Below are 20,792 nucleotides of genomic sequence, written 5' to 3'. Positions count from 1 at the left end.
CGCGTCCCGTCAAGCTGCGCGCCGGTTGGCAGCGGCGCGGGCGGGGCCTAGATACGGTGCATGACCGCCGACGCGCCCCGCAGCCCTGCTTCCGCCACCGCATCGGCGGACGTCGTCATCCTGGGCGGAGGACTGGTCGGGACGACGCTGGCGCTGGCGCTCGACGCGCATGGGCTCAGCGCGGTGGTGGTCGATCCGGCCGATCCGGCGGTGACGCTGGCGCCGGGGTTCGACGGGCGCGCCTCGGCGATCGCCAGCGCGAGCGGCCGGATGCTCGAGGCGATCGGCCTCGGCGCGCGGATCGTCGACCAGGGCTGCCCGATCGAGCGGATCCGGGTGAGCGACGGGCTGAAGCCAGGCGCGCTCGACTTCGTGCCGGATGCCGAGGACGGCAGCCTCGGCGTGATGCACGAGAATCGCGCGCTGCGGCGGGCGCTGTTCGCCGCCGCGACGGAGGCGGCGGGGATCGACCTGCGCATGCAGACGCGCGCGACGGCGGTGATCCGCAATGCGGCGGGGGTGACCGCGTCGCTGAGCGACGGAACGACGGTGCGAGCGCCGCTGCTGATCGCGGCCGAGGGGCGCAACTCGCCGACCCGCGAGGCGGCGGGCATCCGGGTGGCGCGGTGGAGCTACGACCATGAAGCGATCGTCGGCGCCTTCCACCACGAGCGGCCGCACGACAATGTGGCGTACGAGATCTTCTACCCGGCCGGGCCCTTCGCGCTGCTGCCGCTGCCGGACGACGAGATCGGGCATCGTTCGGCGATCGTCTGGTCGGTGAAGGCGGAGCATGGGCCGGGGCTGGTGAAACTGTCCGACCGCGCCTTCCTCGCCGAGGCGGAGAAGCGGATGGGCGGCTTTCTGGGGGCGCTGTCGGCGGCGAGCCCGCGCGCATCCTATCCGCTCGGCTTCCACCATGCGGCCAGGATCACCGGCGAGCGGCTGGCGCTGGTCGGCGATGCGGCGCACGGCATCCATCCGATCGCCGGACAGGGGCTGAACCTCGGCCTGCGCGATGTGGCGACGCTGGCGGAGGTGCTGGTCGAGGGTCGGCGGCTGGGGCTGGACCTCGGCGATGCGCAGCTCCTCGCGCGCTACGAGCGGTGGCGCGGGGTCGACACCACGCTGGTGGCGGGAACGACCGACGTGCTGACCCGGCTGTTCGGCATACCCGGCCGGACGGCGAGCGCGGTCCGGCGATTCGGCATCTCCGCGGTCGATGCGATCGGGCCGCTCAAGGAGCGGTTCATGGCCGAGGCGCGCGGCGAGAGCGGCACGCTGCCACGGCTGCTCCAGGGCCTTGCGATCTAGCGCGAAACGGGCGCAGGTTTAGGAGTTATTTACCGCTTTGATGTGATCTGAGGCGGTTATGAGTGACCTGGTTCCTTCCGAACGTGCGAAGCGCAGCAGCGTGATCATCCGGGCGGACATTCGGCCGGCGGATGGCCGCGCCGTCACCCGCCGGGTGCGCAACCTGTCGCTGACCGGCGCCTGTGTCGATCACGAGGGCGAACTGGCGGTGGGCCAGCGGCTGATGCTCGACATGGGCCGGCTCGACGCGATCGAGGCCGAGGTCGTGTGGGTCAAGGATCGTCTGGCCGGCATCCATTTCGAGGAGCCGATCGACCTCGACGCCGCCCGCGCCGCGCGCGGTGTGGGGCGGGTCGAGACGGGCTGGATGACGAATATCCACCACGCCTATCGCAAGCGGGGGTGAGGGGGCGGCCGTTCGCCCTGAGCGCAGTCGCAGGGCCTGAGACCGAGCCGGTGCTTCGACTTCGCTCAGCACGAACGGGTCAACGTCTCGTCATCCCGCTATAAGCCCTTCGACATCCCGGCGCAGGCTGGGATCTTTCGGCCATGGCGCAAGGCAGGAGCCGCTTGAGGCCTCAGCCTGCGCTGGGGCGACGACGATCGCGGCTCATTCACTCGGATGGGAGCGCGTCTCCGGACAGATCCAGCCGCCGCGCTTCCTCCGGGAGCATCACGGGCACGCCGTCGCGGACCGGATAGGCGAGCCCGGCGTCGTCGGAGAGGAGTTCGCCGGCCGCCTCGTCATAGCGCAGCGGCGTGCGCGTGACCGGGCAGACGAGGCGCTCGAGGAGCCAGGGATCGAGCGGTGCCCTCATTGCAGGGTCACGCGGTCGCCGCCGTCGTGCCGGCCGAAGAACTGCATCAGCTGGATGGCGAGTTCCGCCCGCGTCTCGATATCGGGGGCCTCGAGCAGCGCCTGCTTGGCGGCGACGTCGAACGGGGCGATCTGGGCGATGCCGTTGACGAGGCTGGTATCGTCGAGCCGGCCGACCGCGCGCCAGTCGACCGCATAGCCCTGGAGATCGGCGAAGCGGCGTGCCTCCTGCTCGAGCGAGGCACGACGGCCGAGCGACAGCACCTCGTCCTCGGGCGTGGGCAGCAGCTCCGCCTCGACCTGTCGGAAGGGGGTGGCGACGTCGAGCTCGCGCAGGATGCGGAACAGCGACACTCCCTCCAGCACCAGATTGTAGCGGCCGTCGTCGAGCGCCTCCACCTCGGCGATGCGGCCGACGCAGCCGATATCGTAGAGCGCGGGCGGCTCGCCCGGACCCGCCGGCTGGATCATCCCGATGCGCCGGTCGCGCGCCATCGCGTCCGACACCAGCGCCCGGTAGCGCGGCTCGAAGATGTGGAGCGGCAGGTGCATCGCCGGGAAGAGCAGGGCCCCCGGCAGCGGGAAGATCGAGAGGCGGGTGGGCTGGCTCATCCGAACAGGATCGCGGACAGGCGGCGGCGCTGCGCCGACACCCAGGGATCGGTGAGGCCGACCACCTCGAACAGCTTGAGCAGCTGATGCCGCGCGGCGCCCTCGTTCCACTCGCGGTCGGCGGCGACGATGTGGAGGAGGTTGTCGGCGGCGGCGTCGCGCTGTCCCGCGGCCATCTGCGCATTGGCGAGGTCGAAGCGCGCCTGGTGATCGTCGGGCGCGGCCTGCACCTTCGCCGCGAGCGGAGCGAGATCGTCGACGGCGGGAGCGGCCTGCGCCAGGGCGAGGGCCGCCTTCGCCCGGTCGATCCCCGGATCGGCCAGATCGGCCGGCAATGCGTCGATCGCCGCCTGCGCCTCGTCGTGCAGCCCCGCGGCGACGAGCGCGCGGATGTGGCCGGACAGCACGGCGGGATGTTCGGGCGCCATCTCCGCCAGCTGGCCGAAGATCGACAGGGCGCGTTCGTGGTCGCCCTCGGCCAGCACCTCCTCGCCCATCGCGATCAGCGGCTCCAGCTCGGCCTGCTGGTCGGTCGCCTCGGACTGGATCGGCAGCTGGCGGAGCAGCTGGTCGATCATGGTGCGCAGCTGGCTTTCGGTGCGCGCGGAGGTGAGGTCCGCCACCAGCTGCCCCTGGAACATCGCATAGACGGTCGGGATCGAGCGGATCTGGAATTGCGCCGCGATGAACTGGTTCTTGTCGGTATCGATCTTCGCCAGCACGACACCCTTGTCGGCATAGGCGGCCGCGACCTTTTCAAGGACCGGGCCCAGCGCCTTGCACGGTCCGCACCATTCGGCCCAGAAATCGATGATGACGAGCTGCGTCATCGACGGCTCGACGACGTCGCGGCGGAAGGCGGCGACCGCATCCTTCTCGGCAGGCGACATTCCCAAGGTGGCCAAGTGCTGCTCCCGTTGCATCAGGTCGGCCGCTATGTGGGGCGGAATAGCGGCCAATGGAAGTCCCGCGGGATCGGGAGCGACAGTGGGCGCGGCGCGGCGGTCAGGCGAACAGGCCGTGGACGTACCAGCGCGCCTCGCCCGCCGGCTCCGCCAGAGCCTGACGGAAGAGCCAGAGGCGACGGCCGCGCCGGTCCTCCACCCGGTAATAGTCGCGCGGGGCGGGCGCGCTCCGGCCGCCCGGCCGGCGATCGTCGGCGATCCGCTCCGGCCCCTCGACGCGGGCGACATGATGGAGGACGCCGCGCCAGCGGAAGCGGCCCGGCGGCAGATCCGCTTCGCCTGAGGGCGAAACGGCGACGATCGGTTCCGGCGGGTCGAACAGGTGGATCGGCCGGGGCGGTGCGGCCGCCTCGCCGGGCGCGGCGATGCGGGCTGGCGGCGGGGCGTCGGCGAGCAGGAGCGGGACCTGCACCTGTCCCGGATCGTCGCGACGACCGGCGCGGCGTCGACGGATCGGTGCCGGCCGCGGCAGGGCGGGGGCCGGGGCGGCGGTGCTGCCGCCCTCCAGCCGCAGTTCGCCGGCATCGAGGCGCTCGACCAGCGACACGTCGAGGCGGAGGAGGTCGACGCCGGCGCCGTCATCCGGCGCCTCGGCGAGGCCGCCGCGCTGCGCCCGGAACAGCCCCAGCAGCGCTACGCCGTCGCGGGTCGGGCGGTCGGTCTTCACCCGCAGCCGGTCGAGCGTGCCGTCGGTCCGGTAGAAGGACGCGTCCCAGCGACGGCCGCCCTGCCCGCGCGCGGTGAGGTCGGCTGCCGCTTCGTCCGTTAGCAGTGCGAGGGCGGCGAGGGCATCGGCTGCGCGTGCGGCGGGCCGGGTCAGGTGCCGCTCGACCGTGAGGGCGGCGATGGGCGTGCGCGGTCGGATCGGAGGGCCGGCTTCCTCCGCCAGCCGGCGGACCGCGGCGGCCGCCTCTCGACCAAAGCGGGCGGCGACGGCGGCGGCGGGAAGAGCCAGGAGCTCGCCGACCGTCCGGTGCCCGGCCTGAGCGAGTCCCTCCGTCGCTTCGGCGTCGAGCCCGAGCGCCGCGAGCGGAAGGCGGCGGACGGCGCCGCGCTCGTCGGGGGCGGGAGCGCCAGCATGGCGTGCGAGCGCCGCGGCGATGGCGGGAGTGTCGCCGAACGCCAGCCGCACCGCGATGCCGCGCCGCGCCAGGCGCCGCTCGATGTCATCAGCCAGCTCCTGCTCCGCCGCGCGCGCCTCGGCCGTGTCGGCGATGTCGAGCAGCAGCGCATCGGGCGGCTCGGCGGCGACCCGCGGCGTATAGCGGCAGCAGGCATCGGCCAGCCGATCGAGCCAGTCGCAATCCGCCGCGGGATCATGATCGTACGCGACGCAGCCGGGAAGTCGCGCCTGCGCTGCGGCCAGCGTCATCCCGGGCGACACACCCGCCCGGACGGCGGCGGGATCGCAGGCGGCGATCCGCGCGGCCCGCCCCATGCGCTCGACCAGCACGACCGGCGGCGCGTCGGGAGCGACGAACAGATGCGGCCGGGTGCCGCGCAGCCGCTCGATCGGCAGCCAGGGGAAGACCAGCGCCAGATACCGGCGCGCACGCCGCGCGCCCGGCGCCGCGCCCGTCGCGCCGTCCGCGAGCCCCGCGCCGGGTGCACCCGGCCGCGAGCGGGCGCGGGCCGGGCCGGGCAGGGCGGACGGCCGGGCGGCGGCGATACGGCGCGGCGTGGCGAGCGTGGCGGCCGAGTCGGGCATCTGCGTTCCAGTAATGTTCCGGAGGGCCGACCGCCATGCCGAAAAATATGCAATTGCGGCACAAGGGCGCTTGCAGCCCCCGACACCCGCTGCTAATGGCCGCGCCTCACCCGCCGGGTCCGCCCGGCCATGACGCCAGAGCGGGCGTAGCTCAGGGGTAGAGCACAACCTTGCCAAGGTTGGGGTCGAGGGTTCGAATCCCTTCGCCCGCTCCAGCGACGATCCGTCGCCGACACCGTCACACTCACACTCACACTGGCCGATGCAGCCTCGCCGGACTCGGCGCCAGAGACCCTCGCGCTGGCGAGGTCAGCCGAGGAACGCCCGCACCTCCGCCGCGCCCGTACGCCAGTCCAGGCCGTGCCGCGCCAGCCAGGCGTCGTCATAATAGGTGCAGCCATAGCGGTCGCCGCCGTCGCACAGCAGGGTGACGACGCTGCCGCCGATTCCGGCGGCCGCCATTTCCGCTACGAGCATCCGGCAGGCGCGGATGTTGGTGCCGGTGGAGCCGCCGACGCGGCGGCCCAGCACGTCCGACAGCGCGCGCATCGCGCCGATGCTGTCGGCGTCGTCCACCGCGATCATCCGGTCGATCACGCCGGGAATGAAGCTGGGCTCGACGCGCGGGCGGCCGATCCCCTCGATCCGGGTGCACACGCCTTCGGGCAGCAGCGTCTCGGCGCGGTCGGCGAAATGGCGGTGGAAGATCGAATCGACCGGATCGGCTACGCACAGCCGGGTCGCATGACGGCGATAGCGGATGAAGCGGCCGATCGTCGCCGAGGTGCCGCCGGTACCCGCGCCGCAGACGATCCAGTCGGGCACCGCGCGCTCTTCCAGCGCCATCTGCGCGAAGATCGATTCGGCGATATTGTTGTTGCCGCGCCAGTCGGTCGCGCGCTCCGCATAGGTGAACTGGTCGAGATAATGGCCGCCCGTCTCCGCGGCGAGCCGGTGCGACACGTCGTACACGCTGCGCGGATCGTCGACCATGTGGATCTCGCCGCCATGGAAGCGGATCGCGTCGAGCTTGGGCGCGGCGGTGGTGGCGGGGACGACGGCGATGAAGCGCAGCCCCAGCATCCGCGCGAAATAGGCCTCGCTGACCGCGGTCGAGCCCGAGGAGGATTCGATCACCGTGGTCTGCGGCCCGATCCACTCGTTGCACAGCGCGTAGAGGAAGAGCGAGCGGGCGAGCCGGTGCTTGAGGCTGCCGGTCGGGTGGCTGCTCTCGTCCTTGAGATAGAGGGTGATGCCCGGATAGCGCGGCAGGTCGAGGCGGATCAGATGCGTGTCGGCGGAGCGGTTATAGTCCGCCTCGATCCGGCGCACCGCCTCCGCCGACCAGCGGCGCGCCTCCTCCCGGGTCACAGCAGCCCGTGGCGGACGAGCATCGCCTCGGGATCGGCGTCGCGCCCGCGAAAGGCGCGGAAGCTCTCCGCCGCCGGCCGGGTCGCGCCGCGTGCCAGCACCTCCGCGCGGAAGCCGTCGCCGGTGGCGCGATCGACCAGCCCCGCCTCGGCGAAGCGCTGGAAACCGTCGGCGGCGAGCACCTCGGCCCAGAGATAGCTGTAGTAGCCCGCGGCATAGCCGCCCGCGAAGATATGGCTGAAGGCGTGGGGGAAGCGGTGCCATTCGGGCGGGCGGATCACCGCCACCTCGTCGCGCACCGCCCCGATCACCTCCATCGGGTCGGATCCCATGGTGCCGAGATGGAGGAGCAGGTCGAACAGCGCGAACTCGACCTGGCGGACGACGAACAGACCCGACTGGAAGCGGCGGGCGGCGACCATCCGTTCGAACAGCGCGGGCGGCAGCGGCGCGCCGGTGCGGTGATGGCCCGACATGGCGGTCAGCACCTCGCGGTCCCAGGCGAAGTCCTCCATCAGCTGGCTCGGCAGCTCGACCGCATCCCACTCGACGCCGTTGATGCCGGCGATGCTCGGCCGGTCGACGCGGGTGAAGAGGTGATGGAGGCAGTGGCCCGTCTCGTGGAGCAGGGTCACGACGTCGTTATGGCCGAGGAGCGACGGGCCCTCCGCGGTCTCGGGCGCGAAGTTGCAGACGAGATAGGCGACCGGCAGCGTCCGGGTCTCCCCGTCGCGCAGCCGCGGGCGGGCGGGCGCCATCCACGCCCCGCCGCGCTTGCCGGCGCGGGCGTGGAGATCGACATAGAGGCCGGCGAACACCGTGCCGCCCTCGTCGACCACGTCGTAGAAGCGCGCATCGTCATGCCAGAGCGGCACGTCGTCGCGCGGGCGGAGGCGGATGCCGAACAGGCGCGAGAGCAGCGTCTGCCAGCCCGCCAGCACGCGTTCGACCGGGAAGTGCGCGCGCACCTCCTGCTCGTCGACCGCATAGCGCGCCTGGCGCAGGCGGTTGGCGGCGAAGCCGACATCCCAGGGCTGGAGATCGGCGATCCCCAGCGTCTCGGCAGCGAAGGCGCGCAGTTCGGCAAGGTCGCGTTCGGCGGCAGGGCGCGCGCGGCGGCCGAGATCGCGCAGGAAGGCGAGCACCTCGCCCGGATCGGGCGCCATCTTGGTCGCGAGCGAGCGGGCGACGGGATCGGTGAAGCCGAGCAGGCGGGCCGCCTCGCGCCGCAGTTCGAGGATGCGGGCGATGCGCGGGCCATTGTCGAACTGGCCCGCCTGCGGCCCCTGGTCGGAGGCGCGGGTGCCGTATGCCTGGTAGACGGCGAAGCGCAGGTCGCGGTCCTCCGCGAAGGTCAGCACAGCGTTGACGCTGGGCTGTTGCAGCGTGACGACCCAGCCCTCCAGCCCGCGCGTTTCTGCGGCGGCAGCGAACATCGCGCGGTCCGCCGGTGCGATGCCGGCCAGCTCGGCCTCGTCGGTGACGTGGTGCGTCCAGGCGTCGGTCGCATCGAGCACCGCGCTGCCGAATTCGGTCGACAGCTGTGACAGCTCGACCGAGACGGCGCTGAAGCGGGCGCGCGCCGCCTCGTCGAGCGCGACGCCGGACAGGGTGAAATCGCGGATCGCCCGTTCCACGGCGACGCGATCCGCCTCCGCCAGGCCGGCGAAGTCCGGGTCGGCGGAGAGGGCGACCAGCACCTCGTACAGGTCGCGGTTCTGCGCGACCTTCATGCCATGCTCGACCAGCCGCGCCTGCCCCGCGGCATGGGCCTCGCGCAGCGCGGGCGTGTCGGCGACCCCGTGCAGGTGCGAGACGGTCGACCAGAGCGAGTCGAGCGCGGTATCGGCACGCTCGAGCGGCAGCCAGGCCTCGGCGAAGCGGTTCGGCCGCGCCGCGACGACGGCCGCGACCGCCTCGGCGTGACGGGCGATCGCTGCGTCGAGGGCGGGGGATATGGCGTCGGGCGTGATCTCGGCGAAGCGGGGCAGCGAGAGCGTGTCGGCGAGCGGGTTGGCGGCGGTCATCCGCGGGCGTGTAGCAGAAGCCGCGGCGCGGATGCCAGTGACGGGGTGCGCGTCGACCCCCGGGGGCGCTAGACCACGAGCGCCGGTCCCTTCGCGATCACGATCCCGCCCCCGTCCTGGGCACGCTCAGCGCGGTCGCGGCGGCCAGCGCCGCGGCGAGCTCGTCCTTGCGGAAAGGCTTGGTCAATCTCGGCAGGCCGCTGTCCACGCCATCGAGCTCGGCATAGCCCGAGACCAGCAGGACGGGCAGCCCGGGCCATCGCTCCTGGGCATGGCGGGCCAGGTCGGTGCCGGTCATGCCGGGCATGAGGTGGTCCGTGACCACCACGTCGAAGGCGGCCTCGTCCTCGAGCAGCCGGACGGCCGCCTCGGCCGATCCCGCCTCGACCACGTCATAGCCGAGATCGGCGAGGATGTCGGCGGTGCTGACCCGGACCAGTTCCTCGTCGTCGACCAGCAGGGCCCTGCCGCGCAGCAGGGGCTGGGCCGCCGGGTGCGACGGCGCCGGCAGCCCTTCGGCTCCGTCCGTGCATACGGGCAGCCACAGGTCGATGTTCGTGCCCATGCCGAGGCGGCTCTGGATGGTCAGCGTGCCGCCGGACTGCGAGGCCAGCCCGTGGACCATCGACAGGCCGAGCCCCGTCCCCTTGCCGATCCCCTTGGTCGAGAAGAAGGGCTCGATCGCCCGTGCCAGCGTCTTGCGGTCCATCCCCGTCCCGGTGTCCGCGACCGACAGGCGCACATAGCGTCCGGGCGCGAGCCGCGACCAATGGCCGGCGGACACCGCCTCCGCGGTCGCCGAGATCCGGAGCGTGCCGCCGTCCGGCATCGCGTCGCGCGCGTTGACCGACAGGTTGAGCAACGCCATCTCGAGCTGGTTGGGATCGGCCCTGGCATGGGGCAGCTGGTCCGCGGTCTCGACGACGACCCTGATCTGCGGCCCGGTCGTGCTCTCGACCAGTTCCCCCATGCCCTGGACGAGCTTCGCCACGTCGACGGCCACCGCCTGCAGCGGCTGGCGCCGCGCAAACGCAAGCAGGCGCTGGACGAGGGTCTTGGCCCGCTCGGCCGATTGCATCGCGCCGGCGATCAGCCGCTGCTCGCGTTCCCCGCCAAGCCCCTTGCGCTGGAGCATGTCGAGCGATCCGACGATCGGCGTCAGCAGATTGTTGAAGTCATGCGCCACGCCGCCCGTCAGCTGGCCCATCGCCTCCATCTTCTGGCTCTGGAGCAGCGCCTCCTGCGCGAGCTCGCGTTCGGCCACGGCTTGCGTGATCCGCGCCTCCAGCGTGGCGTTGAGCTCGCGCAGCGCCTCTTCGGCACGCCGGCGTGCGGTGATCTCCACCACCGTCCCCGCGACGCGAAGGCAGCGACCCGCCGCGTCGAACACGCCTCTGCCCTTGGCCGCGACCCAGCGCTCGACGCCGTCCTCCTTGCCGATCGTGCGATATTCCACATCGTAGAGGGCGCGGCGATGCGGATCGGCGGCGGCGAGGAACTGCGCGGTGGTCGCCTTCCGATCGTCCGGATGGAGCCCGTCGTAGAAGTCCTGCATCGTCACCGGAACGTCGGGCGATATCCCGAACATGCCCTTGGTCCGCGGCGGCCAGATCAACCGGTCGTTGACGACGTCCACATCCCAGAAGCCGACATCGGCATTGTCGACGGCCAGGCGCAGCCGCTCCTCGCTCTCGCGCAGCCGGGCCTCCGCGCCGACGCGCTCGACATGGGCCCAGCAGCGCTCGACCACGTCGCGGACCAGCGCGATCTCGTTCGGCGTCCAATCGCGCGCCCGATCCTGGTGGACCGCCATCATCGCGGCGAGGCGGCCCTCCTTGACGAGCGGGCAGCAGATGATCGCGCCGATGCCGATCGCCTGGAACATCTCGCGGCCCTGGTCGGGCGTCAGCTCGCCGACCACGTCGCGGACCACCAGGACCCGTCCGCCCCGCATATCGGTCGCGGCGCGATCGCCGAACAGGTCGAGGTTGTAGGCGCCCGCGGAGCTGGCGATCCCCGGCGCGACATAGTCGTCCCGGATCCAGAAGCGGTCCGTATCGGCATCGACGTCGGCATAGGCGCAGCGCGACACATCCAGCTTCCGGCCCAGAAGCCCGGTCGCCGCGAGCATCGCTTCCGACGCATTCGCCGCGCCGAAGAGCCGCTCGTCCAGTTCGCCGATGAAGCGCAGCCGGGCCTCGCTGTCGCGCAGTGCGGCCTCCGCCTCGTGCTCGCTCGTGCGATCCCGGAAGATCTTCACGAAGCCCGTGTTGTCGCCGGTCAGCGGCATCGTCAGGCCCGAACCCCAGAAGCGGGATTCGTCCTTGCGCACGTGCCAGCGCTCGTTGACGGCGCGCCCCACCGAGGCGGCCCGCTGCCTCTCGTCTTCCGGCGCGCCCGCCAGCCGGTCCTCCGGCGTGAAGATCACCGCGCCGGTCCGGCCGAGCACTTCCGCGGCGTCATAGCCGACGAGTCGGGCGGCGCCCGCGTTCCAGCCCGTGATCGTGCCGGCCGGATCGAGGGTCACGATGGCGAAGTCCTCGGCCCCCTCGACGATCTGCCGGTAGCGCGCCTCGCTTTCCCGCATGACGGCCTCCGCCCGGGTCCTCGCGATCACTAGGCCGGCGGTGCGCGCCACGAAGCCGGCGATCTCCAGGTCGGCAGGGGCGGGCGCCCGCGGCTCCCGATGGTACATCGCGAAGGCGCCGAGCACGTCGCCATGGCCCGACCGGATCGGCAGCGTCCAGCAGGCGCGCAGTCCCCCGGCCAGTGCCGGGTCGCGGATGTCGGCGGCCCAGGGCCCGGTCGCGATGTCGCCGACGAAGACGGGTTCCGGCGGACACAGGGCGGCGGCCAGCGCACCGGCCGCCGGGTCGTCCGCGGGGCCGATCGCGACGCCGTCGATCGCCCGGGCAAAGGCGGCGGGCAGACCCTGTCCCGCCCCGAGGCGCAAGTGCCGGCCGTCCGCGTCCAGCAGCAGGATCGATCCGACGACGCCCGCGGCCGAGAGCGTCTCCACCTCCCCCACGATCGCCGCGAGCGTGGTGTGGAGCGGCGCGTCCTCGACCGCCAGCGCCAGGATGCGCGACTGCGCCGCGCCAAGAGCCGATGCCCGGTCGCGGGCCTGGGCCAGGCGCGCATTCTCGACGGCGATGGTGGCGAGGCGCGCGAGGCTCTCGAGCCGCTCCACCGTCTCCGGGTCGTGCGTGCCGATGCCGGACCAATAGGCGCCGAGCGCCGCGATCGGCTCGGGCCGGCCGATCGGCACCATGACGAGACTGCGCACGAAGGTCGCCGCATAGGCGTGCTGGGGAACCCGCGGATCGCGCCGGACATCGTCGATCACGACCGTCCGTCCATGCCGCATCGCCCAGCCGGACACGCATGCGTCCGCGGGTAAGCTCTGTCCCTGCCACAGCGGCGAGACCGCGTCCTCGGCGACATAGAGGCAGCGGTCTCCCTCCTTCAGGACGACGGCGATACCGTCGGCGCCGACGGCGGTGCGGGCAGACTGGCGCAGGACGTCGATCACCTCGGCGAGCGAGGTCGCGGTGACGAGACCCTCGGTCGCGGCGAGGATCTGCGCGTCGCCGCTTCGCGATCCCGATTCGCGACGTGGCTGCTCGGCTTCCGATCGACCGGTGCTCGTCTGCTGCATGCGCGCAGCATAACCCACTGACAAGCCTACGTCATTCGGAACCGTTCGTGACCAGGAGCGGCCCGGCCGCCGGCCGATCCGCCGGCGGGAAGGGCGACGATCCGGTGGCTCAGCGCCGCCGCGGATCGGCCGGGCGCAGCCGTTGCTCGACCATCCAGTCCATGAAACGGTCGAGCCACAGATGCGTGCCGAGCTGGCCGGGCGCGATGTCGAAGACGTGGAACTCGACCGGCCGCTTCGCCGCCCGCCACATGCCGAACAGGGCGTCGAGCCCGTCCGTCACCGGGCCGTGACCCGTTTCGGTGACGATGAAGAGCGGCGGCGCGTCGGGGGCGACGGTCACGTCCTGAAGCGCCGGCCCGAAGATCGAGGCGATGAAGCTCGGCCGCGCCGCGGGATCGCGTGCGAGCAGCGTCCCGATCGCGACCCCGCCGCCCGCCGAGGTGCCCATCATGCCGATCTGCGCGGGATCGACCCGCCAGCGCGCACGATTCTGCCGGATCAGCGCGAAGGCGCGGCGGGTGTCGTCGACGGCGAAGCGCAGCACCTCGCCGAGCCGGGCGTCGCCGGAGGCGGGATTGGCGTTGGCGTTGCGGATCGCGAGCGGCGGATAGTCCGGCCAGCGGGCCGGCGCCGCAGCGGACGCCGGCGGCGGGGCGGGCGGCCGCTCGGTCTGGAGCACGCGATATTTGAGGATGAAGGCGGCGATCCCCGCGGCATTGAGCCGGGCGATGGTCGCGCGCATGTCGCGGTCGATCCCGAGCACGCGCAGGCCCCCGCCGGGCAGGATGACGACCGCCCGGCCGTTCGCGATCCGCGCCGGCGGCAGGTAGACGAGCAGTTCGGGATCGCGGACATTCGCGTAGACGGTGCCGTCGGCGGTCGGCGTCGCGCTTTCCGGCCTTCGCCAATCGTCCGAACCCGGCGCCGTGCCGGGATATAATCGCACGGTCTCGACCGGCGCCTGCGCCTGCGCCGGCGGAGCCAGTGCGAGGAGCAGCGCCGCGCCGGCGGCGGCGATGCGCCGCCTATCCAAGGCGCTTGCGTTCGATGCGCACGCCCTCCTGCCGGCACAGGCCGCAGTCGGCGCCGGTGAACATCGCGGCCGCGCGCCGGTCACCGCCGAGCTGCCAGTCGAGCCAGGCCAGGGTGATCTGCGCCGCCCGGCCGCCATTGGGCTGCATGAAGGTGCCGCCATGGCCGACCGGCAGGTCGACGAGCACCGCCGGCACCGTATCGATGCGGGCGAAATCGTCGGTGCCGTTGGGATGCGCCACGTCCTGGGGTCCGCCGAGGATGTAGAGGATCGGCGTGTGGAGCGTCTTCAGCAGGCTCTTGTCCACCGTCATGCCGGCGATCGGGTTGGTGCCGTCGGCGAAGATGCCGCTGTTCTGGACGATGACGGTCCTGATCCGCGGGTCGCCGGCGACCTGCAGCGCCTGAAGCCCACCGCAGCTATGCCCCGACACCGCGACGCGGGCGGCATCGACATGGCCGTAGAGCGGATGGCGACGATCGCGACCCGCGCGGATCGCGAGGTCGAGGCCCTGCGCGACCTCCTGCGCCTGGGTCTTGATCTGCGGGATCACCTTGCCCGGCGGCGGCGCGACCTGCGGCTCGGGGCGATAGGGAATGCCGGGGCCGCTGCGGATCGTGCCCGCGGCGACGACCAGATAGCCGTGCGAGGCGATCTCCGACAGGAAGAGCCGCGCCGAGGCGCCGTCGTTCGAGCAGCCGCCATTGCCCCAGAGCAGGACCGGCAGCTTGCGCCCCTTCAGCGCGGCGATGTCGCGGGGCCGGTAGACGGTATGGCCCGGAAAGGCCGGATCCTCGGCCTTGATCGCGGGATAGGGCCCGGATCCGGCGGTGTCGGGCACCTTGCTGAACGCCTCGAACATCGCGGCCGGATTCTCGGTCGGAGGCGGCGGGTTGCCCGGCGGCGGTGCGGTCTGCGCCCCGGCGACGGCGCACAGCAGGGCCGCGCTCAATACGGCCGAACGAGTCTTCATGGCAGCCTCCCTTATCGTTGGCAGCGGGGTGCCACGACCTCCCGGGTCATGCAAGCGCTTTCATAAGCCGGCTCAGGCGCTTTCGCGGGCGATGATGCGGAAGTCGACCGGCAATCGCGGCGGCAGCACCTCGCCCGCGGCCTTGCGCTGGAGCGCCCGGATCGTCTCGCGCGCGATCTGATGGCCGTCGATGTCGATCGAGGTGATGGTCGGGCGCATGTCTCCGGCCAGGCGCAGATTGCCGAAGCCCATGACGGCAAGCGTATCCGGGACGCGGATTCCCGCCGCATTCGCCTCGACGATCAGCCCCTGGGCGATCCAGTCCGAGCCGCAGACGACGACGTCGGGGCGCGGGTCCATGTCCGCGAGCCCGCGAAAGGCGAGGCGGCCCTGGCCGAAATGGCTCGGGCTGGAGACGGGCTGCGCCGTCGGCGCCTCGTCGCCCCGGGCGGTCCAGGCGGCCGTGAAACCGTTGGCACGTTCGATCGCGCGCGACGATTGCGGGACGACGAGGTGCGGGCGACGATAGCCGCGCTCCCGCACGAAGCGCGCCGTGGCCTCGCCCACGGCGAAATGCGAGAAGCCGATCGCGATCTGGATCGGATCGTCCGGCAAGGCCCAGGTCTCGATGACGGCGGTGGCATGGTTCTTGAGCCGCGCCCGCGTCGCGGCGTCGGTGACGACGCCGGTCAGGATGATCGCGTCGACCCGGCGCGAGAGGGCGGCATCGATCTGGCGGTCGAGCAGGCTGTTGTCCGACCCGGTCAGCGAGATCATCACGCTGTTGCCGTGCGCGGTCAGCTCCTCGATCATCGCCTCGACGGTGTCGTTGAAGATCGACTGGGCGATGTCGGGGACCAGCACCGCGATGATTCGCGACCGGCTCGAGGCCAGGGATCCGGCATTGAGGTTGGGCACGTAACCGACCTGGTCGATCGCCTCGCGGATCCTGCGTGCGGTTTCATCGGCGACGACGCCCGGATTGTTGAAAAAGCGGGAGACGGTGGACGCAGAAACCCCAGCAATTCTGCTGACTTCCTCGATCCTGGGCTGGCGCTTGCTCATCATCATCCTGTGTCGTCAGCAAAAATCACGCTTGCAAGCGTTTTCATGCTGGATATCATAGCTCCCATGTCCAGCGATTTCGATCCCCTCATGCCGGAAACCTTCGACAGCCCGCATGACGAGTATCGCCGCCTGCGCGCCGAATGTCCGGTCGCGCACAGCGATGCCTGGGGCGGCTTCTGGGCGCTGATGAAGCATGCCGACGTCGCCGCGGTCGCCACCGACTGGCAGAACTTCGTCACCTCGCGGCAGAATGTCGTGCCCAAGGTGGCGTTCACCGGGCGGCGGCCGCCGCTGCACCTCGATCCGCCCGAACACACGCCCTATCGCCGGGCGCTGGCGCCGCTGCTGTCGGACCGCCGCGTCGCGGCGCTGGAGCCCGTCATCCGCCGGATCTGCCGCGACCTGCTCGCGACGATGCGGGCGCGGGGCGGCGGCGACGTGTGCGCGGACTTCTCGGCGCACATGCCGGTCGCGGTGTTCGGCCACTGGATGAACCTGTCCGAGGCGGCGGTCGTCGACCTCGCCGAGGTGGGGCGCCGCTACAATATCGCCGTCCAGTCGAACGACGTCGAAGGCACGCGCGTGGCCAGCGCCGCGCTCTACGAGGTGGCGTGCGACGTGGTCCGCGCCCGCCGCGCCGATCCGCTCGCACCCGAGACGGACGCGACGAGCGCGCTGCTCGCCGTCCGCGTCGACGGCGCGCCGCTGCCCGAGGAGATGATCGTCGGCACGATCCGCCAGGTGCTGGTGGTCGGTCTCATCGCGCCCAGCGTCGTGATCGGCGCGATGGCGGTGCACCTGTCGCGCGACCGCGCGCTGCAGTCGCGGCTGCGCGCCGACCGCAGCCTGGTGCCGGCGGCGGTGGACGAGTTCCTGCGTCTCTACACGCCCTATCGCGGCTTCGCCCGCACCGCGCTGAGCGACGTGTGCATCGGCGGGCGCGACATCCCGGCGGGCGAGCCGATCGCGCTGGTCTATGCGTCCGCCAACCGCGACGAGGCGGTGTTCGAGCGGCCCGACGAGTTCCGGCTCGACCGGCCCAACATGGCCGCGTCGCTCGCCTTCGGGCGGGGGCCGCACATGTGCGTCGGCGCCGGGCTGGCGCGGCTGGAGCTCACCGTCGCCCTCGACGAGCTCCTCTCGGCGGCGCCGGGCTTCGCCCTCTCCGGCGAGCCCCTGCCGACGCGGTTTCCCGAAATCGGCGCGCTCAGCGTGCCGATCCGCTTCGAGCAGGACGCGTGACGATGGGCAGCCGCCGGATGCCGATCGAGGGGTACATCCTCCTCTATTTCCTTGCCTATCTGCCGAACATCGTGGTCACCGCGCTGCTTACGCGGCTGCCCAATCCCGCGCTGGGCCGGCCGATGACCGGGCTGGAGACGCTGCCGGCGACGCTGATCCTCAACCTCGTCATGACCTATGTCTTCATCTGGTGGTCGGGCTGGCATCGCGAGGCGCATGGCGTGCGGCTGCTCGGCCGGCGGATCCCCGTGCCGACGCGCTTCACCCTGCTGTCGGGGATCGGCACGGCCTTCATCATCTTCACCGTGCCGCTGTCCTACACGTTCGAAGGGGTAAGCATTCCCTTCATCCAGCTGCTGATGCGCGGCGACGTGCTGCTGATCGCGCCGCTGATCGACCTGCTGTTCGGGCGGCGGGTGCGGTGGTGGAGCTGGGCGGCGATCGGGATCGTCGGGCTGGCGCTGACCACCACGCTCTACAGCCGCGGCGGCTTCGCGCTGCCGCCGCTCGCGATGCTGGCGGTGATCCTCTACACGCTCGGCTACTTCATCCGCCTGTCGGTGATGACGGCGGTCGGCAAGACCGGCGATCCGGCGGACGTGCGGCGCTATTTCGTCGAGGAGAAGATCTTCGCGCTGCCGCTCTCGATCGCCATCCTCGCGGCGCTGTCGGCGGCGGGGCTGGGGGACCAGGCGGACGAGCTGCGCTTCGGCTTCGTCGGCATCTGGACCGATCCGAGCATGGTCTGGCTGGTGTTCGTCGCGCTGACCATGACGATCGTCTCGGTCTTCTCGGTGATCATCCTGCTCGACCCGCGCGAGAATGCCTATTGCGTGCCGCTCGAGCGCGCGTCGAGCCTGGTGGCGGGCGTCGCCGCATCGCTGATCCTGGCCGCCGGCTGGGGCATGCGGCCGCCGAGCGGGGCCGATCTGTTCGGGGCGGCGCTGCTGATCGGATCGATCGTGCTGCTCTCGCTGGCGCCGCGCTGGCAGGCGGCGCGCCGCGCCCGGCCGGCCGCCCCGGCCCCCGACTGACCGACCTGTCCATCGAACGACAATCGTACCGCTTCGCCAGCGCGCACAAGACGCGCAGGCCCACAATGGGAGAATGACCGTGGCCGACCGGAACCTGCCTGCCAAGACGATGCTCGCCACCCGTGTGGCGAGCGGCGTGCTCGCTCTCGCCATGGCGCTGCCCGCCGCGGCGCAGGTGGCCGAGCCCGTCACCGGCCCGGCCCCGCCGGCGGACGCCGCCGCCGATCCCGCCGCGGGCGACGGCGAGACGGCCGACATCGTCGTCACCGGCTCGCGCATCCGCGGCACCGCCCCGGTCGGATCGAGCGTGATCGCGGTGACCCGCGCCGACATCCAGGCCTCGGGCGCGACGACGACCGCCGACCTGTTGCGCCAGGTTCCGCAGATCGCGGCGATCGGGATCAATGCCGAGGGCGCGTCGGGCGCCGCCGCACCGTCGAACATCAGCCGGGCGAGCGCGCCCAATTTGCGCGGCATCGGCCCGACGGCGACGCTGACCATCGTCGACGGGCACCGCGTGCCGACCCAGGGCACGCAGGGCCAGCTCGTCGACCCGTCCTTCCTGCCGCCGTTGGCGATCGAGCGGATCGAGGTGGTGGCGGACGGCGCCTCGGCGATCTACGGATCCGACGCGGTCGCCGGGGTGGTCAACCTGATCCCGCGCAAGACGCTGCGCGGTGCGGAAGTGAGCTTCCGCGTCGGCGCGGCGAACAGCTATTGGGACTATCAGGCGGGCGCCGCCGTGGGGGGCGGCTGGAGCAGCGGCCATGCCGTGTTCGCGGTCGACCATCTGTGGAATGCGGCGCTGACCGGAGCGGACCGGGACTTCGTGTCGAGCGACCGTCGCCGCTTCGGCGGCGCCAACGGCCTGACGACCAACTGCGCCGCGCCGGGCACGCTGACCATCGGCGGCACCGACTATCGCGTGCCCGCGGGCAGCGGCACGGGGCTGACGCTGGGCGGGCTGAGCGCCGGCCAGAATGTCTGCGACAGCGCCAAGCTCGCCTATCTGCTGCCCGAGAGCGAGCGGACCAGCCTGTTCGGCTATGCCGAGCAGCGCTTCGGCGAGGGGGTGAAGCTCTTCGCCCAGGCCTTCTACAGCGCCCGCAATTCGGAACAGTTCGAACCCTTCACCTTCAACGCGGTCGCCATCCCCGCGACCAATCCCTTCCGGCCCACCGGCATCGCCGCGGGGACCGCGGTGGCCTTTTCCGGCATCCTCCAGGATCGACCGTTCGGACGGACGACGATCGAGACGCAGACCTATCAGGGGATCGTCGGCGGCGAGGCGCGGATCGGCCGGTTCCGCGCACAGCTGTCGGGCTCCTACGGCCAGGGCCGCGACCTGACCGACCGGCAGCAGGTCAACAACTTCTATCTCAACCAGACGCTGGCCGATACCACTCCGCAGACCGCGCTCAACCTCTTCTCCGGCACCGGCGCCAACAATGCGGCGACGATCGGGCTGGTGACGAGCGGCCGTTTCACCGTGACCGGGGAGAGCACGCTCAAGACGATCGAGGGCACGGTCGACGGCCCGCTCTTCACGTTGCCGGGCGGCGACGTGCGGATCGCGGCGGGCGGCGAATATCGCGAGGAGCGGCTCGACGGCACCTTCATCAGCAGCAGCCCGGTCAACGGCCAGCCGGTCCAGTCCGGGTCGAGCAACAGCCGCACGGTGAAGGCGGTCTATGGCGAGCTGGTGGTGCCGGTGTTCGGCGCGGCCAACGCCCTGCCGGGTCTCTACCGGCTCGAGCTGACCGGCGCGGTCCGCTACGAGAAGTACAGCGACTTCGGCTCGACCACCAACCCCAAGTTCGGCGCCAACTGGAGCCCGGTCGCCGGGCTGACGGTCCGCGGCAGCTACGGCAAATCGTTCCGCGCGCCCGGCCTGTCGGAGAACGACGCGCTGTCGAGCGGGGCGGGCATCTACCAGTTCCCGGCGCCGCTGGCGAACGGCACGCTGGTCTATGCCGCGCTGCTCGCCGGGGGCAATCCGGGGCTCAAGCCCGAGACCGCGACGACGTGGAGCGCGGGGGCCGACCTCGCGCCGCGCGGCCTGCCCGGGCTGCGGGTGAGCGGGACCTATTTCAACATCGACTATCGCAACCAGATCGTCGACGGGTTCGGGCGGCTGTTCCTCTATCTGAACAATCCGGCCCGCTATTCGGCCTTTGTCGGCCTGGCGGGTACCGCCGCCTTCCAGACGCTGCGCCAGACCTTCCAGAACAGCGGCTTCACCGCCGCGCCGGCGCTGGACTTCTCCAATCCCGCCCTGGCGCTGGTCGATGCCCGGCGCACCAATGTCGGCGTCGTCCAGGCCGAGGGCATCGACCTGCAGGCAAGCTATGCGCTGGAGACGGCCCGGCTCGGCACCTTCACCCTCGGCGCGAACGGCACCTATTTCCTCACCTACAAGACCGGCGAGGCGGGCGGCGTGCTGCTGGAGAGCAAGAACCAGCTCGGCTTTCCGGTCGAGTTCCAGCTGCGTGGCAGCCTGGGCTGGCGGCAGGACGGGGCGGCGGCCTTCGTCAACTGGAACCATGTCGGCGCCTATCGGAACATCAACAGCACGCTGGTGGACCGGATCGGCGCCTATGACACGATCGACCTTGACCTCAGCTATACCTTCGCCGGCGAGGTCGGCAGCTTTTCGCGCGATCTGCGCATCGGCGTCAACGTCCGCAACCTGTTCGACCGCGACCCGCCCTATGCGGACCTGACCAACGGCTACGACCCCACCTATTCGAGCGCGCTCGGGCGGATCGTGGCGGTCAATCTCTCCAAGCGCTGGTAGACGGGGGCGCCGTCCGGTGCCGAAAGGCGCCGGGCCTGCGATGGGTGATGTCGGGACGTGGTGGCCGCTGGAGCGGGTGAAGGGAATCTGCTCCACATTTCGGGCGCACTGATACCCGCAGAAAACCGCGGTTCTTGGTTCGTCCAATTCAAGGTGTGCTACACCTGGGT

Annotated in this window: 15 protein-coding genes and 1 tRNA gene; 6 read left to right on the top strand and 10 right to left on the bottom strand. The window is 71.7% G+C overall.

Annotated elements, in window-relative coordinates; genetic code table 11:
- Positions 1 to 60 precede the first annotated feature (60 nt).
- Positions 61 to 1,314, top strand: a complete 1,254-nt coding sequence (locus IEX18_RS05740) for a UbiH/UbiF/VisC/COQ6 family ubiquinone biosynthesis hydroxylase (protein WP_188657684.1) — start codon at positions 61 to 63, stop codon at positions 1,312 to 1,314.
- A 58-nt stretch (positions 1,315 to 1,372) separates the two neighbouring features.
- Positions 1,373 to 1,720, top strand: coding sequence for a PilZ domain-containing protein (locus tag IEX18_RS05735; RefSeq protein ID WP_188657683.1), 348 nt, complete (start codon positions 1,373 to 1,375; stop codon positions 1,718 to 1,720).
- Positions 1,721 to 1,928: 208 nt separating this feature from the next.
- Here the strand turns inward: IEX18_RS05735 and IEX18_RS05730 are convergent, their stop codons facing one another.
- From IEX18_RS05730 to IEX18_RS05715, 4 genes are all read right to left on the bottom strand, one after another.
- Positions 1,929 to 2,132 (bottom strand): Trm112 family protein, encoded by a 204-nt coding sequence (locus IEX18_RS05730; RefSeq protein WP_188657682.1) that lies wholly within the window; start codon positions 2,130 to 2,132, stop codon positions 1,929 to 1,931.
- Entirely contained in the window at positions 2,129 to 2,743 is a 615-nt protein-coding gene (locus tag IEX18_RS05725) for an LON peptidase substrate-binding domain-containing protein (protein WP_188657681.1), read from the bottom strand. The genes IEX18_RS05730 and IEX18_RS05725 overlap by 4 nt, the downstream gene beginning before the upstream one ends.
- Positions 2,740 to 3,633: a tetratricopeptide repeat protein gene (locus IEX18_RS05720; protein ID WP_188657872.1), complete on the bottom strand. Its 894-nt coding sequence runs from the start codon at positions 3,631 to 3,633 to the stop codon at positions 2,740 to 2,742. Before IEX18_RS05720 ends, IEX18_RS05725 begins: the two co-directional genes overlap by 4 nt.
- Positions 3,634 to 3,748: 115 nt before the next feature.
- Positions 3,749 to 5,416: a Y-family DNA polymerase gene (locus IEX18_RS05715; protein ID WP_188657680.1), complete on the bottom strand. Its 1,668-nt coding sequence runs from the start codon at positions 5,414 to 5,416 to the stop codon at positions 3,749 to 3,751.
- 140 nt (positions 5,417 to 5,556) lie between these two features.
- Between IEX18_RS05715 and IEX18_RS05710 the strand changes: the two genes are divergently transcribed.
- A tRNA-Gly gene (locus IEX18_RS05710) sits at positions 5,557 to 5,631 on the top strand.
- A gap of 94 nt (positions 5,632 to 5,725) precedes the next feature.
- On the opposite strand, the gene IEX18_RS05705 is transcribed toward IEX18_RS05710, so the two are convergent.
- From IEX18_RS05705 to IEX18_RS05680, 6 genes are all read right to left on the bottom strand, one after another.
- Entirely contained in the window at positions 5,726 to 6,787 is a 1,062-nt protein-coding gene (locus IEX18_RS05705) for a PLP-dependent cysteine synthase family protein (RefSeq protein ID WP_188657679.1), read from the bottom strand.
- On the bottom strand, positions 6,784 to 8,814 hold the full coding sequence (locus IEX18_RS05700; protein ID WP_188657678.1) for a M3 family metallopeptidase: 2,031 nt from the start codon (positions 8,812 to 8,814) through the stop codon (positions 6,784 to 6,786). Before IEX18_RS05700 ends, IEX18_RS05705 begins: the two co-directional genes overlap by 4 nt.
- Before the next feature lie 97 nt (positions 8,815 to 8,911).
- On the bottom strand, positions 8,912 to 12,472 hold the full coding sequence (locus IEX18_RS05695; RefSeq protein ID WP_188657677.1) for a GAF domain-containing protein: 3,561 nt from the start codon (positions 12,470 to 12,472) through the stop codon (positions 8,912 to 8,914).
- Between the two features lie 109 nt (positions 12,473 to 12,581).
- A complete protein-coding gene (locus IEX18_RS05690) occupies positions 12,582 to 13,508 on the bottom strand; it encodes an alpha/beta hydrolase (protein WP_188657676.1) in 927 nt (308 codons plus the stop codon).
- Positions 13,501 to 14,481 carry an alpha/beta hydrolase gene (locus tag IEX18_RS05685; protein WP_229664386.1) on the bottom strand — a complete coding sequence of 327 codons (981 nt, stop codon included), beginning with the start codon at positions 14,479 to 14,481 and terminating at the stop codon, positions 13,501 to 13,503. Before IEX18_RS05685 ends, IEX18_RS05690 begins: the two co-directional genes overlap by 8 nt.
- A 72-nt stretch (positions 14,482 to 14,553) precedes the next feature.
- On the bottom strand, positions 14,554 to 15,552 hold the full coding sequence (locus IEX18_RS05680; protein ID WP_188657675.1) for a LacI family DNA-binding transcriptional regulator: 999 nt from the start codon (positions 15,550 to 15,552) through the stop codon (positions 14,554 to 14,556).
- Positions 15,553 to 15,612: 60 nt separating this feature from the next.
- On the opposite strand from IEX18_RS05680, the gene IEX18_RS05675 reads away from it, so the two are divergent.
- From IEX18_RS05675 to IEX18_RS05665, 3 genes are all read left to right on the top strand, one after another.
- Positions 15,613 to 16,791, top strand: coding sequence for a cytochrome P450 (locus IEX18_RS05675; RefSeq protein ID WP_188657674.1), 1,179 nt, complete (start codon positions 15,613 to 15,615; stop codon positions 16,789 to 16,791).
- 2 nt (positions 16,792 to 16,793) lie between these two features.
- The gene (locus IEX18_RS05670) at positions 16,794 to 17,825 is read left to right on the top strand and encodes a hypothetical protein (protein WP_188657673.1); all 1,032 of its coding nucleotides are present in this window, start codon (positions 16,794 to 16,796) and stop codon (positions 17,823 to 17,825) included.
- A 73-nt stretch (positions 17,826 to 17,898) separates the two neighbouring features.
- On the top strand, positions 17,899 to 20,622 hold the full coding sequence (locus IEX18_RS05665) for a TonB-dependent receptor (RefSeq protein ID WP_188657672.1): 2,724 nt from the start codon (positions 17,899 to 17,901) through the stop codon (positions 20,620 to 20,622).
- Positions 20,623 to 20,792 lie beyond the last annotated feature (170 nt).

This window comes from Sphingomonas metalli (genome assembly GCF_014641735.1).
Lineage (GTDB): Bacteria > Pseudomonadota > Alphaproteobacteria > Sphingomonadales > Sphingomonadaceae > Sphingomonas > Sphingomonas metalli.
Note: the sequence above shows the minus strand (reverse complement) of the source record. Positions and strands in the feature narration are given on the sequence as shown.

Coding starts and splice junctions, on each gene's coding strand:
- IEX18_RS05740 (WP_188657684.1), top strand. CDS start 61: ATGACCGCCGACGCGCCCCGCAGCCCTGCTTCCGCCACCGCATCGGCG.
- IEX18_RS05735 (WP_188657683.1), top strand. CDS start 1,373: ATGAGTGACCTGGTTCCTTCCGAACGTGCGAAGCGCAGCAGCGTGATC.
- IEX18_RS05730 (WP_188657682.1), bottom strand. CDS start 2,132: ATGAGGGCACCGCTCGATCCCTGGCTCCTCGAGCGCCTCGTCTGCCCG.
- IEX18_RS05725 (WP_188657681.1), bottom strand. CDS start 2,743: ATGAGCCAGCCCACCCGCCTCTCGATCTTCCCGCTGCCGGGGGCCCTG.
- IEX18_RS05720 (WP_188657872.1), bottom strand. CDS start 3,633: ATGTCGCCTGCCGAGAAGGATGCGGTCGCCGCCTTCCGCCGCGACGTC.
- IEX18_RS05715 (WP_188657680.1), bottom strand. CDS start 5,416: ATGCCCGACTCGGCCGCCACGCTCGCCACGCCGCGCCGTATCGCCGCC.
- IEX18_RS05700 (WP_188657678.1), bottom strand. CDS start 8,814: ATGACCGCCGCCAACCCGCTCGCCGACACGCTCTCGCTGCCCCGCTTC.
- IEX18_RS05695 (WP_188657677.1), bottom strand. CDS start 12,472: ATGCAGCAGACGAGCACCGGTCGATCGGAAGCCGAGCAGCCACGTCGC.
- IEX18_RS05685 (WP_229664386.1), bottom strand. CDS start 14,481: ATGAAGACTCGTTCGGCCGTATTGAGCGCGGCCCTGCTGTGCGCCGTC.
- IEX18_RS05680 (WP_188657675.1), bottom strand. CDS start 15,552: ATGATGATGAGCAAGCGCCAGCCCAGGATCGAGGAAGTCAGCAGAATT.
- IEX18_RS05675 (WP_188657674.1), top strand. CDS start 15,613: ATGTCCAGCGATTTCGATCCCCTCATGCCGGAAACCTTCGACAGCCCG.
- IEX18_RS05670 (WP_188657673.1), top strand. CDS start 16,794: ATGGGCAGCCGCCGGATGCCGATCGAGGGGTACATCCTCCTCTATTTC.
- IEX18_RS05665 (WP_188657672.1), top strand. CDS start 17,899: ATGACCGTGGCCGACCGGAACCTGCCTGCCAAGACGATGCTCGCCACC.